The 16,178-nt window shown below is 72.7% G+C and carries 10 protein-coding genes; all 10 read left to right on the plus strand.

The genetic code is table 11. From position 1 onward, the window contains the following. Nucleotides 1-16 precede the first annotated feature (16 nt). Nucleotides 17-1,816: a sensor histidine kinase gene (locus ABE438_RS17190; RefSeq protein WP_346503883.1), complete on the plus strand. Its 1,800-nt coding sequence runs from the start codon at nucleotides 17-19 to the stop codon at nucleotides 1,814-1,816. After that, nucleotides 1,813-2,292 carry an HPr kinase/phosphorylase gene (locus ABE438_RS17195; RefSeq protein ID WP_346503884.1) on the plus strand — a complete coding sequence of 160 codons (480 nt, stop codon included), beginning with the start codon at nucleotides 1,813-1,815 and terminating at the stop codon, nucleotides 2,290-2,292. The genes ABE438_RS17190 and ABE438_RS17195 overlap by 4 nt, the downstream gene beginning before the upstream one ends. Nucleotides 2,293-2,396: 104 nt before the next feature. After that, nucleotides 2,397-2,798, plus strand: a complete 402-nt coding sequence (locus ABE438_RS17200; protein WP_346503885.1) for a PTS sugar transporter subunit IIA — start codon at nucleotides 2,397-2,399, stop codon at nucleotides 2,796-2,798. 81 nt (nucleotides 2,799-2,879) lie between these two features. Continuing rightward, complete coding sequence (locus tag ABE438_RS17205) at nucleotides 2,880-3,167, plus strand: HPr family phosphocarrier protein (protein ID WP_346503893.1); 288 nt, start codon at nucleotides 2,880-2,882, stop codon at nucleotides 3,165-3,167. A 229-nt stretch (nucleotides 3,168-3,396) separates the two neighbouring features. Continuing rightward, a complete protein-coding gene (gene ahcY / locus ABE438_RS17210; protein WP_346503894.1) occupies nucleotides 3,397-4,815 on the plus strand; it encodes an adenosylhomocysteinase in 1,419 nt (472 codons plus the stop codon). A gap of 423 nt (nucleotides 4,816-5,238) precedes the next feature. Further along, entirely contained in the window at nucleotides 5,239-7,686 is a 2,448-nt protein-coding gene (locus ABE438_RS17215; RefSeq protein ID WP_346503895.1) for a sensor histidine kinase, read from the plus strand. After that, nucleotides 7,683-9,317 (plus strand): tRNA (adenosine(37)-N6)-threonylcarbamoyltransferase complex ATPase subunit type 1 TsaE, encoded by a 1,635-nt coding sequence (gene tsaE / locus ABE438_RS17220; protein ID WP_346503886.1) that lies wholly within the window; start codon nucleotides 7,683-7,685, stop codon nucleotides 9,315-9,317. The genes ABE438_RS17215 and tsaE overlap by 4 nt, the downstream gene beginning before the upstream one ends. A 49-nt stretch (nucleotides 9,318-9,366) precedes the next feature. After that, nucleotides 9,367-10,128 carry a nucleotidyltransferase family protein gene (locus tag ABE438_RS17225; protein WP_465248631.1) on the plus strand — a complete coding sequence of 254 codons (762 nt, stop codon included), beginning with the start codon at nucleotides 9,367-9,369 and terminating at the stop codon, nucleotides 10,126-10,128. 4 nt (nucleotides 10,129-10,132) lie between these two features. Continuing rightward, a complete protein-coding gene (gene addB / locus ABE438_RS17230) occupies nucleotides 10,133-13,249 on the plus strand; it encodes a double-strand break repair protein AddB (RefSeq protein ID WP_346503887.1) in 3,117 nt (1,038 codons plus the stop codon). Further along, on the plus strand, nucleotides 13,246-16,178 hold a 2,933-nt coding region (gene addA, locus ABE438_RS17235), incomplete at its 3' end, for a double-strand break repair helicase AddA (RefSeq protein WP_346503888.1). The genes addB and addA, both read left to right, overlap by 4 nt.

Below are 16,178 nucleotides of genomic sequence, written 5' to 3' on the forward strand. Positions count from 1 at the left end.
CTGACCAGGGTCGACCATGGCGACGATCGAGCAGGATGATGCGCGCGGCGCTGCGAAGGCCGCGCCGCCGACGCTCCGGCACAGGCTGGCGCGCTTCGGCCGCCGGCTGCTGCGCGCCGTCTCGGTGCGCGCCGCCTCCAGCCTGACGCGGCGCATCGTCGTCCTCAACCTCGCCGGCCTCGTCGCGCTGCTGGTCGGGTTCCTCTATCTCAACCAGTTCCGCGAGGGGCTGATCGAGGCGCGCGTCCAGAGCCTGCTCACCCAGGGCGAGATCATCGCCGGCGCCATCGCCGCCTCGGCGACGGTCGAGACCGACACGATCGCCATCGACCCCGACAAGCTGCTGCAGCTGCAGGCGGGCGAGAGCGGCGCGATCATGGAGGACCCGCTCGACTTCTCGATCAATCCCGAGAAGGTCGCGCCGCTCCTGCGCCGCCTGGTGATGCCGACCAAGACCCGGGCGCGGATCTACGACAAGGACGGGATGCTCACCCTCGATTCGCGCAATCTCTATTCGCGCGGCGACATCATGCGCATGGACCTGCCGCGCATCGGCGAGAGCGACGAGCCGCCGCTGCTGGAGCGGACCTGGAACATCATCCGCAACCGGCTCGGCCGGGCCGACCTGCCGGCCTATGACGATTTCGCCAACGCCAATGGCCGCTCCTATCCCGAGGTGGCGCGCGCGCTGGCCGGCTCGCCGGCCAGCGTGGTGCGGGTCAACACCCGCGGCGAGACCATCGTCTCGGTGGCTGTGCCGGTGCAGCGCTTCCGGGCGGTGCGCGGCGCGCTGCTGCTCTCGACCCAGGGCGGCGACATCGACGGCGTCATCGCCGGCGAGCGCCACGCCATCTTCCAGGTCTTCGCCGTCTCGGCGGTGGTGATGATCGTGCTCTCGGTGCTGCTCGCCGGCACGATCGGCGAGCCGATCCGCAAGCTGGCCGACGCGGCCCAGCGCGTGCGCCGCGGCGCCAAGTCGCGCGAGGAGGTGCCGGACTTCTCCGACCGCCATGACGAGATCGGCCATCTCTCGGCCTCCTTCCGCGAAATGACGCGGGCGCTCTACGACCGGATCGAGGCGATCGAGAGCTTCGCGGCGGACGTCGCCCACGAGCTCAAGAACCCGCTGACCTCGCTGCGCAGCGCGGTGGAGACGCTGCCGCTGGCCAAGACGCCGGAATCGCGCGAGCGCCTGCTCGAGGTGATCCGCCACGACGTGAAGCGGCTCGACCGGCTGATCTCCGACATTTCCGACGCCTCGCGCCTCGATGCCGAGCTCGCCCGCGACGACGCCACCCCGCTCGACGTGGCGCAGCTGCTCGAGGCGGTGGTCTCGCTGCAGAACGAGATGCGGCGCGAGCCCCAGCCGCTGGTCGAGCTCGACATCGACCGGCGCGGCCAGCGCGCCGGCAGCCTGGTCGGCGATCCCTTCCGCGTGCTCGGCCACGAATCCCGGCTCGGCCAGGTCATCGTCAACCTGATCGAGAACGCCCGCTCCTTCTCGCCCGCCGACAAGCCGGTGAAGATCAGGCTGTCGCGCCTGCCGGGCGAGGTGGTGATCACGATCGAGGACGAGGGGCCGGGCATCCCGCCCCATGCGCTGGAGCGCATCTTCGAGCGTTTCTACACCGACCGCCCCGAGAGCGGCTTCGGCCAGAATTCCGGTCTCGGCCTGTCGATCTCGCGCCAGATCGTCGAGGCGCATCGCGGATCGATCCGCGCCGAGAACCGCTATGCCGCCGGCTCCGGCGGCGACGACGACCGCCTCGGCGCCCGCTTCGTCGTCCAGCTCCCCGCCGCGCCCCAGATCTCATGACCGCCTCCCCGCCAGCCGTCCCGGCGCCGCCTCCGCCGGGCGAGCGCGTCCACGCCACCGCGCTCGCGATCGGGGAGGCCGGGCTGCTGCTGCGCGGGCCCTCGGGCGCCGGCAAGTCGCGCCTCGCGCTGGCGCTGATCGGGCTGGCGCGCCTGCGCGGCCGCTTCGCCCGGCTGGTCGGCGACGACCGCGTCGCGCTGGAGACCCGCGCCGGGCGGCTGCTGGCGCGGCCCGTGCCGCCGCTGGAGGGCCTGATCGAGCGGCGCGGCCTCGGCCTCACCCCGGAGCCGCATCTCGACGCGGCGGTGATCCGCCTGATCGTCGATTGCGGCACTCCGCCGCAGCGCATGCCGGAGGCCGACGATATGGTGGAATCGCTCCAAACTGTGGTGCTGCCGCGGATTCGCGTCGAGGGACGGCCCGAGGATGCCGATCTCGTCCTGGCGGCGCTGGCGCTGTTCGAGGAAACGGCCTGACTGGATCGCCTCGAATTCGAGAGAACCGGCTTGCCTATCCCGCGCGCCTGCCCCATAAACCGCGACCTTGTCCGGGCGCCAGCGGCGCCTTGCGGTGGTGTTGAATGATCGGACTCGTGCTTGTGACTCATGGGCACCTGGCAACGGAATTCCGTTCCGCCCTTGAGCATGTCGTCGGCCCCCAGACCCATCTCGCGACCATCGCCATCGCCCCCGATGACGATATGGAGGGGCGTCGGCGCGACATCCTCTCCGCCGTCGAGCAGGTCGACAGCGGCGGCGGCGTCATCGTCCTCACCGACATGTTCGGCGGCACGCCCTCGAACCTCGCCATCTCGGTGATGGATCCGGGCCGGATCGACGTGGTCGCCGGCATCAACCTGCCCATGCTGATCAAGCTCGCCAGCGTCCGCGAGGACAAGACCCTCGACGAGGCCGTCACCTGCGCGCAGGATGCGGGCCGGAAGTACATCACGATCGCCAGCCGCGTGCTGGCTGGCAAGTGATGGCAGGCAAGTGATGCGCAAGTGACGGCAAGCGAGGCGCGCGTGGACCGGGTCGACGACGAGGATTGCGGCTGCTCCGAGGTGACGGTGCCGCCGGGCGCGGTGCACGGCACCTTCGAGATCGTCAACCGCAAGGGGCTGCACGCCCGCGCCACCGCCAAGTTCGTGCAATGCGCCGCCGGCTTCGACGCCGACATCACCGTCTCCCGCTGCGGCGAGACGGTCGGCGCCACCTCGATCATGGGCATCCTGACGCTGGGCGCCGGCATCGGCTCGACCATCACCGTCGTCGCCTCCGGCCCGCAGGCGCCCGAGGCGCTGGCCGCGCTGGAAGCCCTGGTCGCCGACCGCTTCGGCGAGGGCGAATAGCCCGCCTTCCGGCCGCCGCGCGGCCTCACGACATCCCGATCGTCACGCCTCGTGACCGCCGCGGCCGGCCCGCGGCGCTGTGTCGGCGCGCCCTCCATCCGCGCGCTACAAAGCGCCCGTCATCCGCAATCCGCCCCGGAAATCGCCGCCCCAGGCGCGATATAAAGACATCTTTATATCTTTGATTGCATCACGGGCCGAGGCCTGCTAGAGACCGGCCGACCTCACGATCGAGCCAAGGAGCGCCGCTGTGTCGCAGGATTACATCGTCAAGGACATCGGCCTCGCCGAGTACGGCCGCAAGGAAATCGACATGGCCCAGGACGAGATGCCTGGCCTGATGGCGATCCGCGCCGAGCACAAGGGCCAGGCCCCGCTCAAGGGCGCCCGCATCGCCGGCTGCCTGCACATGACCATCCAGACCGCGGTGCTGATCGAGACCCTCAAGGAACTCGGCGCCGATGTGCGCTGGTCGTCCTGCAACATCTTCTCGACCCAGGACCACGCCGCCGCCGCGATCGCCGCGACCGGCACCCCCGTCTTCGCCATCAAGGGCGAGACGCTGGAGGAGTACTGGGAGTACGTGCTGAAGACCGCGACCTGGGGTGACGGCGGCACGCCGAACATGATCCTCGACGATGGCGGCGACCTCACCATGCTGATCATCCTCGGCGCCGAGGCCGAGGCCGGCAACACCGCCTTCCTCGACAAGCCCTCCAACGAGGAGGAGACGATCTTCTTCGCGCTGATCAAGCGCCAGCTGAAGGCCGCCCCGGGCTGGTTCACCAAGACCCGCGACGCGATCAAGGGCGTCTCGGAGGAGACCACCACCGGCGTGCACCGGCTCTACGAGCTGGCCAAGGCCGACCGGCTGCCCTTCCCGGCGATCAACGTCAACGACTCGGTCACCAAGTCGAAGTTCGACAACCTCTATGGCTGCCGCGAGTCGCTGGTGGACGCCATCCGGCGCGGCACCGACGTGATGATGTCGGGCAAGGTCGCGGTCGTCGCCGGCTATGGCGACGTCGGCAAGGGCTCCGCCGCCTCGCTGCGCCAGGCCGGCTGCCGCGTGCTCGTCACCGAGATCGACCCGATCTGCGCCCTGCAGGCGGCGATGGAGGGCTACGAGGTCGTCACCATGGAGAACGCGGCCCCGCGCGGCGACATCTTCGTGACCGCCACCGGCAATCTCGACGTCATCAGGGTCGAGCACATGCGGGCGATGCGCCACCGCGCCATCGTCTGCAACATCGGCCACTTCGACTCCGAGATCCAGGTCGCCGGCCTGAAGAACTTCAAGTGGGACAACGTCAAGCCGCAGGTCGACGAGGTGGAGTTCCCCGACGGCAAGCGCATCATCCTGCTGTCGCAGGGCCGCCTGGTGAACCTCGGCAACGCGACCGGCCATCCCTCCTTCGTGATGTCCTGCTCGTTCTCGAACCAGACGCTCGCCCAGATCGAGCTGTGGAACCACCACGCCAAGTACGAGAACAAGGTCTACACCCTGCCGAAGCACCTCGACGAGAAGGTCGCGGCGCTCCACCTCGCCAAGGTCGGCGCCCAGCTCACCACGCTGAGCGACACCCAGGCGAAGTATATCGGCGTGCCGCAGGCCGGCCCGTTCAAGCCTGAGCACTACCGCTACTGAGCGACGGGCGAACCGTCCGCCAATCCGAGAGCCCGGCGTTCGCGCCGGGCTTTTTTCATGCCCACGCGACCACTCCGGCAAGCACGTCCGACACCACTTCTAGCGGTCAGGACATGTCAGGAGACAACATCTTGCGGTTTGCCCGGAATCCCCCGGATTCGGGCCGCCGGGGGGCACATTTACCGGTGATTAAGCACTTCCTGCCGGACTCCTCCGGTGAGTAGAGTGACGGTGATTCGGACCGCCGGCCCGCCCTGCCGGTCGCGGTCGGGTTTCGTTCACAGGTGGCTTGGCGGTGTGGAACAGCGTGGTGTCCGGCGACGAGGCCGGGGCCGCGCATGACCTGCATGGCGCGGCCGTCACCCCGGTCCGGCGAATGATACGGAAGCGAGCATGAAACGGGTCAGGCGGTTGGCACGGCGGATGGACGGAGTGGCGACCCGCCTCGTCCTGCCCGGACTGGCCGGGACGGCCCCGCTCCCGGCGCTGGCCCAGGCCGAGACCCTGATGCCGATGCGCGGCGACATGCTCGGCGTCGGCGGCGTCTCGCTGATGTTCGTCGGCCTCGTCGTCTTCGCCGCCACCACCTCGATCCTCTATGTCCGCGAGCGCGCCCGCTGGCAGCGCCGCGAGGGCGAGCTCGCCGCCGGGCTCGAAGCCGCGCGCGGCCATCAGGAGCGCGTCGAGGCGCTGCTCGCCGCCGACCGCCAGGTCGTGATCAGCTGGAACGGCCCGAAGGCCGATGCGATGATCGAGGGCGACAGCGGCTTCCTCGGCCAGCACGGCGCCGGGCTGGCGCTGGCCTACGGCTCCTGGGCCGCGCCCGCCGAGGCCAAGCGGCTGGAACTCGCCACCGAGGCGCTGAAGGAGCGCGGCGAGGCCTTCGCTTTCACCTTCCGCACCCGCACCGGCAACTTCGTCGATGCAGAGGGCCGCCCCGTCGCCGGGCGCGCCGTGATCCGCCTGCGCGAGGTCGGCGGCGAGCGCGCCCGCACGCTGATGCTCGAGACCGAGCTGTCGCGGCTGACCGCCGACCATGCCGGGCTCTCGGCCCTGCTCTCGGCGCTGCCGCAGCCGGTCTGGACGCGCGACCGCGACGGCAAGCTGAGCTGGGTCAATGCCGCCTATGCCCGCGCCGTCGAGGCCGGCGACGACCGCGCGGTGGTCGAGGGCGGGCTGGAGCTGTTCGACCGGGCCGAGCGCGAACGCGCCGCCCGCGCCCGGGCCGAGGGGCGCGTCTTCGCAACCCGCGCCCCGGCGGTGATCGCCGGCCAGCGCCGCATCGTCGACATCATCGAGACCCCGACGCCGGCCGGCCATGCCGGCATCGCCACCGACATGAGCGAGCTGGAGGCGGTGCGCGCCGATCTCCAGCGCCAGATGGACGCCCATGCCGGCACGCTCGACCGGCTCAAGACGGCGGTGGCGGTCTTCGACGCCTCGCAGCGTCTGGTCTACCACAACAGCGGCTACGAGACGCTCTGGCAGCTCGACCCGGCTTTCCTGGAGAGCCGGCCGACCGATGGCGAGATCCTCGACCGGCTGCGCACCGAGCGCCGCCTGCCCGAGCTCGGCGACTATCGCAGCTGGAAGGCCGAGGTCCACGCGGTCTACACCGCGCCGCGCGCCAGCGAGGACTGGTGGTACCTGCCCGACGGCCGCACCGTGCACGTCGTCGCCAGCCCGCATCCGCAGGGCGGCGTCACCTATCTCTTCGACGACGAGACCGAGCGCTTCACCCTGGAATCGCGCTTCAACGCCCTGTCGCGTACCCAGCGCGAGACGCTGGATTCGCTGCGCGAGGGCGTGGCGGTGTTCGGCTCGGACGGGCGGCTCAAGCTCTCCAACCCGGCGCTCTGCCAGCTCTGGAAGCTGGCGCCGGAGCGGGTCTCCGCCGCCCCGCATATCGACGAGCTGGTGGGGCTGTGCCGGCCGCTCTTCCCCGAGGACGGCGTCTGGACCGAGATCCGCAGCGCGGTGGCCGGGGTGCGCGACGCGCGCGAAGACTATCGCTGCCATATGGAGCGGCGCGACGGCACGGTGCTCGACTGCACCGCAACGCCGCTGCCGGACGGGGCGACGCTGATCACCTTCGCCGACGTCACCGCCGGCGTGAACGTCGAGCGCGCCCTGACCGAGCGCAACGAGGCGCTGGAGAAGGCGTCGCGCCTGCGCGAGGAGTTCGTGCATCACGTCTCCTACGAGCTGCGCTCGCCGCTGACCAACATCATCGGCTTCGCCCAGCTGCTCGGCGAGGAGACGATCGGCGCGCTCAACGAGAAGCAGCGCGACTATGCCGGCCACATCGTGCGCTCCTCCGGCGCGCTGCTGGCGATCATCAACGACATTCTCGACCTCGCCTCGATCGACAATGGCGCGCTGGCGCTCGACCTCGGCGAGGTCGACGTCGCCGCGACCATCGACCAGGCGGTCGCCGGCCTGCAGGACCGCCTCGCCGACAGCAAGCTGCGCCTCGCCGTCGAGATCGCGCCGCAGACCGGGCCCTTGCGCGCCGACGGCAAGCGGCTGCGCCAGGTGCTGTTCAACCTGATCTCCAACGCCATCGGCTTCTCGCAGCCGGGCCAGACCGTCACCGTCGCGGCGCGGCGCGTCGGCGGCGAGATCCGCATCACCGTCGCCGACGAGGGGCGCGGCATCCCGGCCGAGGTGCTGGAGAAGGTGTTCGACCGGTTCGAGAGCCATTCGCTCGGCTCGCGCCATCGCGGCGTCGGGCTCGGCCTGTCGATCGTGCGCTCCATCGTCGAGCTGCATGGCGGGCGCGTCGAGATCGAGTCGGCGCCGGGTACCGGCACGCGCGTCACCGCCGTCTTCCCGCCGGAAGGCCTGCCGATCTCGGACGCCGCAGAATGATGGACGACACCGCGCGGACCGGCAGCCACACGGTCCTGCTGCGCGACGAGGCGGCGACGCTCCGCCTGGCGCGCGACATCGCCGACATCCTCAAGGCCGGCGACGTGGTCGCGCTCTCGGGCCATCTCGGCGCCGGCAAGTCGCTGCTCGCCCGCGCCATGCTGCGCCGGCTGGCGCAGGACCCGGCGCTGGAGGCCCCGAGCCCGACCTTCACCCTGGTGCAGAGCTATGACAGCCCCCGCGGCCCGCTGATCCACGCCGATCTCTACCGGGTGCACAGCCCCGACGAGCTCGACGATCTCGGCCTGATCGAGGATCTGGAGCGCGCCATCACCCTGGTCGAATGGCCGGACAAGGCCGGCACGCGCCTGCCGGCCGGGCGCCGGCTCGACATCGTGCTGGAGGTCGATCCGGAAAATCCGGAGCAGGGCCGCATCGCCACGCTCTCCGGCGGGGTGCTCTGGCGCGCGCGCCTGGCGCTCGCCATCGGCGCGCGCCGCCTGATCGAGAAGGCCGGCTGGAACGACGCCGAGCGCAGCTTCATGCTCGGCGACGCCTCGAGCCGCGCCTATGAGCGGCTGCGGCGCGAGAGCGGCGAGACCGCGATCCTGATGATCTCGCCGCCGCGCCCGGACGGGCCGGCGATCCGCCAGGGCAAGCCCTACAGCGCCATCGCCCATCTGGCGGAATCGGTCGACGCCTTCGTCGCCATGGACAAGGGCCTGCGCTCGCTCGGCTTCTCGGCACCGGAGATCATCGCCGCCGACCTCGCGACCGGGCTGCTGCTCACCGAGGATCTCGGCCCCGGCCTGGTCACCGACGAGAGCGGGCCGATCCCCGAGCGCTACGAGGCGGCGGCGCACCTGCTCGCCGAGCTGCACCGCCACACCCTGCCGAGCATCCTGCCGGTGGCCGAGGGGCGCGACCATCCGCTCGCCGATTACGATCGCGAGGCGCTGACCATCGAGACCGAGCTGGTGCTCGACTGGTATGCCCCGCACATCGCCGGGGTGACGCTGCCGGCGGTGACGCGCGCCGAGTTCGGCCGGATCTGGGACAAGCTCTTCGACGAGGTGCTGGCGGCGCCGGCGACCTGGACGCTGCGCGACTATCATTCGCCCAACCTGATCTGGCTGCCGGAGCGCGAGGGCCATGCGCGGCTCGGGCTGATCGACTTCCAGGACGCGGTGCTCGGCCACCCGGCCTACGACCTCGTCTCGCTCGGCCAGGATGCGCGCATCGACGTGCCGGCGGCGCTCGAGCTCAGGCTGCTCGCCGCCTATGCCGGCGCGCGCCGCGGCGACGCGCCCGATTTCGACTTAGCCGGCTTCGCCCGTGCCTATGCGATCCTCGGCGCCCAGCGCAACACCAAGATCGCCGGCATCTTCGCCCGGCTCGACAAGCGCGACGGCAAGCCGGGCTATCTGCGCCACCTGCCGCGCATCGAGGCCTATCTGCGCCGCAATCTCGAGCATCCCGCGCTTGCCGAGCTGAAGGGCTGGTACGAGACGCATCTGCCGACGCTGTTCCGCCTGCCGGAGCCCACCGCCGCGATCACTGCGCCGGAGAGCGAAACCGGGGACGACGAGGCTGCGCCCGTATCCGCCGGAGAGGCGCCGAAGGCCGGCTGAGGCCGGCCGCCGCCCTTGAGCAAAGCCGCCCGCTATGCCTCATAGGCGGATGGCTTCGAGCAGGGGGATTCGCGTGGCGCAGCAGCGGGCAGACGGCATCACCCATGCCATGGTGCTGGCGGCCGGGCTCGGCACGCGCATGCGCCCGATCACCGACAGGCTGCCGAAGCCGCTGGTGGCGATCGCCGGGCGCAGCATGCTCGACCATGCGCTCGACCGGCTGGCGCAGGCCGGGGTGACGCAGGCCGTAGTCAACGTCCATCATCTGGCGGAGCAGGTCGAGGCGCATCTCGCCGGGCGCAGCCGCCCCGCCATCACCATCTCCGACGAGCGGGCGCAGCTGCTCGAAACCGGCGGCGGGGTGAAGAAGGTCCTGCCCCTGCTGGGCGAGGCGCCGTTCCTGCACGTCAATTCGGATTCGCTCTGGAGCGAGCGCGGCACCGCCAACCTCGCGGCGATGATCGCGGCCTGGGATCCGCAGCGCATGGACATGCTGCTGCTGCTGGCGCCGCGCGAGAGCAGCGTCGGCTTCGACGGCGCCGGCGATTTCACCCTGGCGCCGGACGGCCGGCTCGCCCGCCGCGGCCAGGCGGCGACGGCGCCCTTCGTCTATGCCGGCGTCGCCATCCTGAAGCCCGGCCTGTTCGCCGACACGCCGGACGGGCCGTTCTCGCTCAACCTGCTGTTCGACCGGGCGATCGCCGCCGGCCGCCTCCATGGCCACCGGCTCGACGGCCTCTGGCTGCATGTCGGCACGCCGGAGGCGATCGCGCTGGCCGAAGCGGCCTATGCCGCCCATCAGGCGGGCTGAGCCCTTGGCGGGCCTGAGCCTGTTCAGCATCCCCGCCGGCGCCTCCTTCCTCGGCGTGCTGGCGCGCGAGCTCTTGGCCGGCCGCTTCGGCAAGGCCTACGACCCCGCCGACCCGACGGCCCTGTCGCGCACCACGCTCTACCTGCCGACCCAGCGCGCCGCCCGCGCCTTCGGGGCGATCCTGGCCGAGACGCTCGGAACACGCGCGCTGCTCCTGCCGCGCATCGTGCCGCTCGGCGATGTCGACGAGGCCGAGACCGCGCTGATCGCCGGGGCGGGCGAGGCGCTGGCCAAAGAGCGGCTGGCGCCGATCGATCCGCTGGCGCGCCGCTTCGTGCTGACAAGGCTGATCGCCGCCTGGGGCCGCAGCGCCAATCGCCGCCATCTCCGGCTCGATCCGGCCGAGCCCGCTCTGGTGCCGGCGACGCTGGCCGAGGCCTGGGGGCTGGCCGGCGACCTCGCCCAATTGCTCGACCAGATGCAGACCGAGGACGTCTCGCCGGCAAGGCTCAAGGGGCTCGACGCCGCGCGCTTCGACGAGATCTGGCAGTTCAACGCCCGCTTCCTCGACATCGTCGCCGAGGGCTGGCCGGCGATCCTGGCCGAGCGCGGCGCCTGCGACCCGGCCGCCTTTCGCAACAGCATGCTCGCCGCCGAGCGCGAGCGCATCGCCGCTGGCGGCTTCCGCGGTCCGGTCATCGCCGCCGGCTCGACCGGCTCGGTGCCGGCGACCGCCCGGCTGCTCGGGGCGATCGCGCGGGCTCCGGGCGGCGCCGTGGTGCTGCCCGATCTCGACGAGACGTTGCCGGCCGCCGCCTGGGAAGCGATCGTCGCCGAGCCGGCCCCCTCGCATCCGCAGGCGGCGCTGCACCGGCTGCTCGACACGATGGGCGCGCGGCGCGACGAGGTCGTCACGCTCGGCGCACCCGAGCCGCCGGTGGCCGCCCGCCGCGCGCTGCTGCGCACCGCCATGCTGCCGGCCTCGGTCACCGATGGCTGGGGCGGCGGCGCCGCCGTCGCGCCGGACGCGCTCGACGGGCTCCGGGTCGCCGAGGCCGCCGACGAGCGCGAGGAGGCGCTGGTCGCGGCGCTGGCGCTGCGCGAGGCGCTGGAGGACCCGATGGCGCGCGCCGCGCTGATCACGCCCGATCGCGGCCTGGCCGAGCGCGTCGCCGTCGAATTGCGGCGCTGGGGCATCAATGCCGACGATTCCGCCGGCCTGCCGCTGGGGCGCTGGCCGGCGGGCGCACTGCTGCGGCTCTGCCTCGACGCGGTCGCCGCCGCGATGAGCCCGGCTGCGCTGACGGCCCTGCTCGCCCATCCGCAGTGCCGGCTCGGCCTCGACGCCGCCCGGGCCCAGCAGGGTGCCGCGACGCTGGAGATCGGCTGCTGGCGCGGCGAGGCGGTCGGCAAGGGCTTCGCCGGGCTGCGGCACGCCTTCGTGGCGCTGCCGGCGCTGATGGACCACCCGCATGCGCCGCGCCCGCGCCGGCGGCTGACGCCGGACGACATCGCCGCCGCCGGGGTCGTGCTCGACCGGCTGGAGGAGGCGCTTGCCCCCCTCGCCGCGGCGCTCGACGCCGTCCCCGCCTCGCCCGAGGCGATCGCCACCGCCGCGCGCGGCGCGATGGAGAGCCTGAGCCGCAACGCGGAGGGTGCGGTGCTGGCCTGGCGCGGCCCGGACGGCGAGGCGCTGGCAAGGCTCTTCGACGATCTCGCCGGCGCGCTCGCCGATGCGCCGCAGGACGGGCGCGGCCGCGACTGGATCGCGATCCTGACCGGGCTCGCCGACGAGACGGCGGTGACGCGGCGCGAGCCGGGCCATCCGCGCGTGAAGATCTGGGGCCTGCTGGAGGCGCGCCTGCTCGAGGCCGAGCATGTCGTGCTCGGCGGGTTGATCGAGGGTGCCTGGCCGCCGGCGACGCGCACAGATTCCTTCCTGAACCGGCCGATGCGCGCCGAACTCGGCCTGAGCTCGCCGGAGCGGCGCATCGGCCAGACGGCGCATGATTTCGTCGCCGCCGCGCTCAACCGCTCCGTGACGCTGACCCGCGCCCGCAAGGCCGGCGAGGCGGAGACCATTCCCTCGCGCTTCTGGCAGCGGCTCAAGGCGGTGGCGCCGGCGGCCGGCTGGGACGCGGCGCTGGCGCGCGGCGAGCGCCTGCGCGGGCTGGCGTCGCTGCTCGGGCGCAAGGCGGCGCTCGCGCCGGTGGCGCGGCCGCGCCCGGTGCCGCCGGCGGCGCTGCAGCCGCGGCGGCTCAGCGTCACCGAGGTCGAGACGCTCTACCGCGACCCTTACGCGCTCTATGCCCGCAAGATCCTCAAGCTCGACGCGCTGCCGGAGATGATCGAGGATCCCGGCGCCTCCGATCGCGGCATGCTGCTGCACGACATCGTCGAGCGCTTCACCCGCACCCATCGCGGCGAGATCCTCGCCGATGCCGACGCCGCGCTGGTGGCAATCGGGGCCGAATGCTTCCGCGCCTATGAGGCGACGCCCGAGGTCGCCGCCTTCTGGTGGCCGCGCTTCCTGCTGACCGCCCGCCATTATCTCGACTGGGAGCGGCGGCGCCGGCCGGGGCTGGTGCGCATCGCGGTGGAGAGCCAGACCAGCGGCGTCTTCCTCCTGCCGGACGGCACCGAGATCACCCTGACCGGCCGGGCCGATCGCGTCGAGCTGACCCGCGAGGGCGGCCTGCGCATCATCGACTTCAAGACCGGCGCGCCGCCGAGCGACAAGCAGGTGGTGCTCGGCTTCGCGCCGCAGCTGACGCTGGAGGCGGAGCTGGCGCGCCGCAACGGCTTCGCCGTCGAGGGCGAGCCGCCGCTGGCGCCGGCCCCGGTCGAGGCGCTGCTCTATCTCAAGCTCAACCACGACCCGAAGAGCTGGGCCAAGGACCGGCCACTGAGCTTCAAGGACGAGGCGCTGGCCGATGTCACCGCCCGCCACCTCAGCGAGCTGATGAACCATCTGGCGCGGCTTCGCGCCGGGGCGGAGCCCTGGCTGTCGCGGCGGGCGCCGGCCTATATCCGCTATGCCAGCCCCTATGACGCGCTCGCCCGCGTCAAGGAATGGGCGGCGGCGGCCGAAGGCGAGGGCGAAGAGGGCGAGAGCCCATGAGCCGCGCCGACTGGAGCATTCCCGACACGACCAGGGCGAGCCAGGCGCTGGCGGCCGATCCGCGGCTCAGCGCCTGGGTCTCGGCCAATGCCGGCTCGGGCAAGACGCATGTGCTGGTCAACCGCGTGCTGCGCCTGCTGCTCGACGGGGTGGCGCCCGGCCGCATGCTCTGCATCACCTATACCAAGGCCGCCGCCGCCAACATGTCGAACCGGCTGTTCGGCGCGCTCTCGGCCTGGGCGGTCGCCGGCGACGCGGCGCTGGCCGAGGCGCTGGCGGCGCTGACCGGCGAGCGGCCGGGCGCGGCCGGGCTGGCGCGGGCGCGGCGCCTGTTCGCCCAGGCGCTGGAGACGCCGGGCGGGCTGAAGATCGAGACGATCCACGCCTTCTGCACCCGCGTCCTGCAGAGCGCGCCCTTCGAGGCCAACGTGCCGCCGCGCTTCGAGGTGGCCGACGACCTCGCCCAGGCCGAACTGATGCGCGACGCCCGCCGCGACCTGCTCGCCAAGGCCGCCGCCGCGCCGCAGGGCCCGCAGGCGACGGCGCTGCGCTTCATGGCCGAACAGGCGGCGCAGGACAGTTTCGACGCGATCATGCGCGAGGCACTGCACCAGCGCGCCCTGTTCAGCGATGCCGAGGGCCGGGCGCGCGATCCCGGGGAGATCGTCGCCGGGGTCTGCGCCTTCCTCGGCATCGCACCCGATCTCGACGAGGCGCAGGTGCGCGGGCATTTCCGCGAGGGGCTCGCCGGCATCGCCGGGCTCGGGCGGCTGCGCGAGGCCCTGGCCGCCGGCAGCGCCACCCGCCAGCGCGCCGCCGAGGCGCTGGCGCTCGCCCTGTCGCCCGACGCCGCTGTCGATCCGGTCGCCACGTGCCGCGGCGCCATCCTCACCGCCGAGGGCAACGTCCATCAAAATGTCCGCGGCAAGGGCAAGAGCGCCCTGCCGGAGGATCTCGACGCGGCGCTCGACGCCGTCGCTGCCGCGCTGTCGCGCGCCATCGAGGCGCTAGCGGCGATCGCGGTGCGCGAGCGCAGCCGGGCGCTGGCGATCCTGGTGACGCATGTGCTCGCCGCCTATCGCCGGCTCAAGGCGCAGCGCTCGCTGCTCGACTATGACGACCTGATCGCCCGCACCCGCTCGCTGCTCGACCGGGTGAACCCGTCCTGGGCGCTCTACAAGCTCGACGCCGGCATCGACCACATCCTGCTCGACGAGGCGCAGGACACCAGCGAGGCGCAATGGGCGATCCTGAGCCGGCTATCCGACGAGTTCGGCGCCACGGCGCTGACCGAGGGCGCCCGGCCGCGCACGGTCTTCGTGGTCGGTGACGAGAAGCAGTCGATCTACGGCTTCCAGGGCGCCGCCCCCAACCATTTCAGCGAGGAACGCCGGCGGCTCGGCGCGCGGCTGCGCGCCGCCGGCCAGCGCTTCGAGCCGATCAGCCTCAACACCTCCTTCCGTTCGGCGCCCGAGATCATGCGCGCGGTCGATGCCGTCTTCGCGCCGCGCGAGCACTGGCGCGGCCTGGTCTTCGACGGCGGCGCCGGGCCGGAGCCCCATGACACGGTGCGCCGCGGCACGCTCGGAGCGGTCGATCTCTGGCCGGTCGCCGCCGACGACGAGGCCGAGACGCCCGACGCCTGGACCACGCCGGTCGACGCGCCGGAGCGCCGCTCCGGCCTCGCCCGGCTCGCCGGCCGCATCGCCGAGACGCTGAAGCGCTGGACCGACGAGCGCCGCGACGATCTCGGCCGCCCGTTCGCGCCCGGCGACGTGATGATCCTGCTGCGCCAGCGCGGCGCGCTGTTCGAGACGATCGTCAAGGCGCTCAAGGATCGCGGCGTGCCGGTGGCCGGCCGCGACCGGCTGACGCTCGCCGACCATCCGGCGGTGGAGGATCTGGTGGCGCTCGGCCGCGCCATCCTTTTGCCGCAGGACGACCTCGCCCTGGCAGTGACGCTGAAGACACCGCTCTTCGGCCTCGACGACGACGACCTGCTGCGCCTGGCGCCGCAGCGCAGCGGCGCGCTGCGCGACGCCCTGCGGCAGGCGGCGGCAGAGGAGCCGCGCTACGCCGCGATCGAGGCGCGCCTGAGCGGGCTGGCGCAGGAAGCCGGGCGCTGCGGGCCGTTCCGCTTCTTCGCCGGGCTGCTCGGGCCGGGCGGCGGGCGCAATCTCGCGCTGGCGCGGCTCGGCCCCGAGGCCGGCGATGCGCTCGACGCCTTCCTCGGCCAGGCGCTCGACCATGAGCGGCGCTACGGCCCCTCGCTCGCCGGCTTCCTGCACCATGTCGGGGCGGTGGCGACGCAGGTGAAGCGCGACCTCTCGGCCAGCGCCGGCGAGGTCAGGGTGATGACGGTGCATGGCTCGAAGGGGCTGGAGGCCAGGGTGGTGATCCTCGCCGATCTCGGCCTGGTGCCGGGCGAGCGCCGCCTGCCCAGGCTGATCGGCGTCACGGGCCCGCGCGGCGAGGCGCTGCCGGTCTGGCCGCCGAAGCGCGCCGAGGACCCCGCCGCGACCCGCGCCGCCAAGGACGCCATCCTGGCCCAGATGGTCGAGGAGCATCACCGGCTGCTCTATGTCGCGCTGACCCGCGCCGAGGAGCGCCTGGTGATCTGTGGCGCGCAGCCCAAGGGCGAGGAGCCGGAGGGCTCCTGGTACGCCATGGCGCGGCTGGGCCTGTCGCAGGCGCAACCCGGCCTGAGCACCGTGCCGGCCCCCTATGGCGAGGGCACGGTCGAGCGCTTCGTCACTGCCGCGCCGGTCGGCGAGGCAGAGGCCACGGCGGCACGGGCGCCCGCGCCTGACATCGCCGCGCCGGACTGGCTGCACCGGCAAGCCCCGGCCGAGGCAGAGCCGGCGCCGCCGCTGCGGCCCTCCGGCGCGCTCGCCGCCGCCGATGCCGGCCAGCGCCCGGCCGACGGCCC

Origin of the sequence: Allobosea sp. TWI1241, assembly GCF_039673065.1 — a bacterium.
Lineage (GTDB): Bacteria > Pseudomonadota > Alphaproteobacteria > Rhizobiales > Beijerinckiaceae > Allobosea.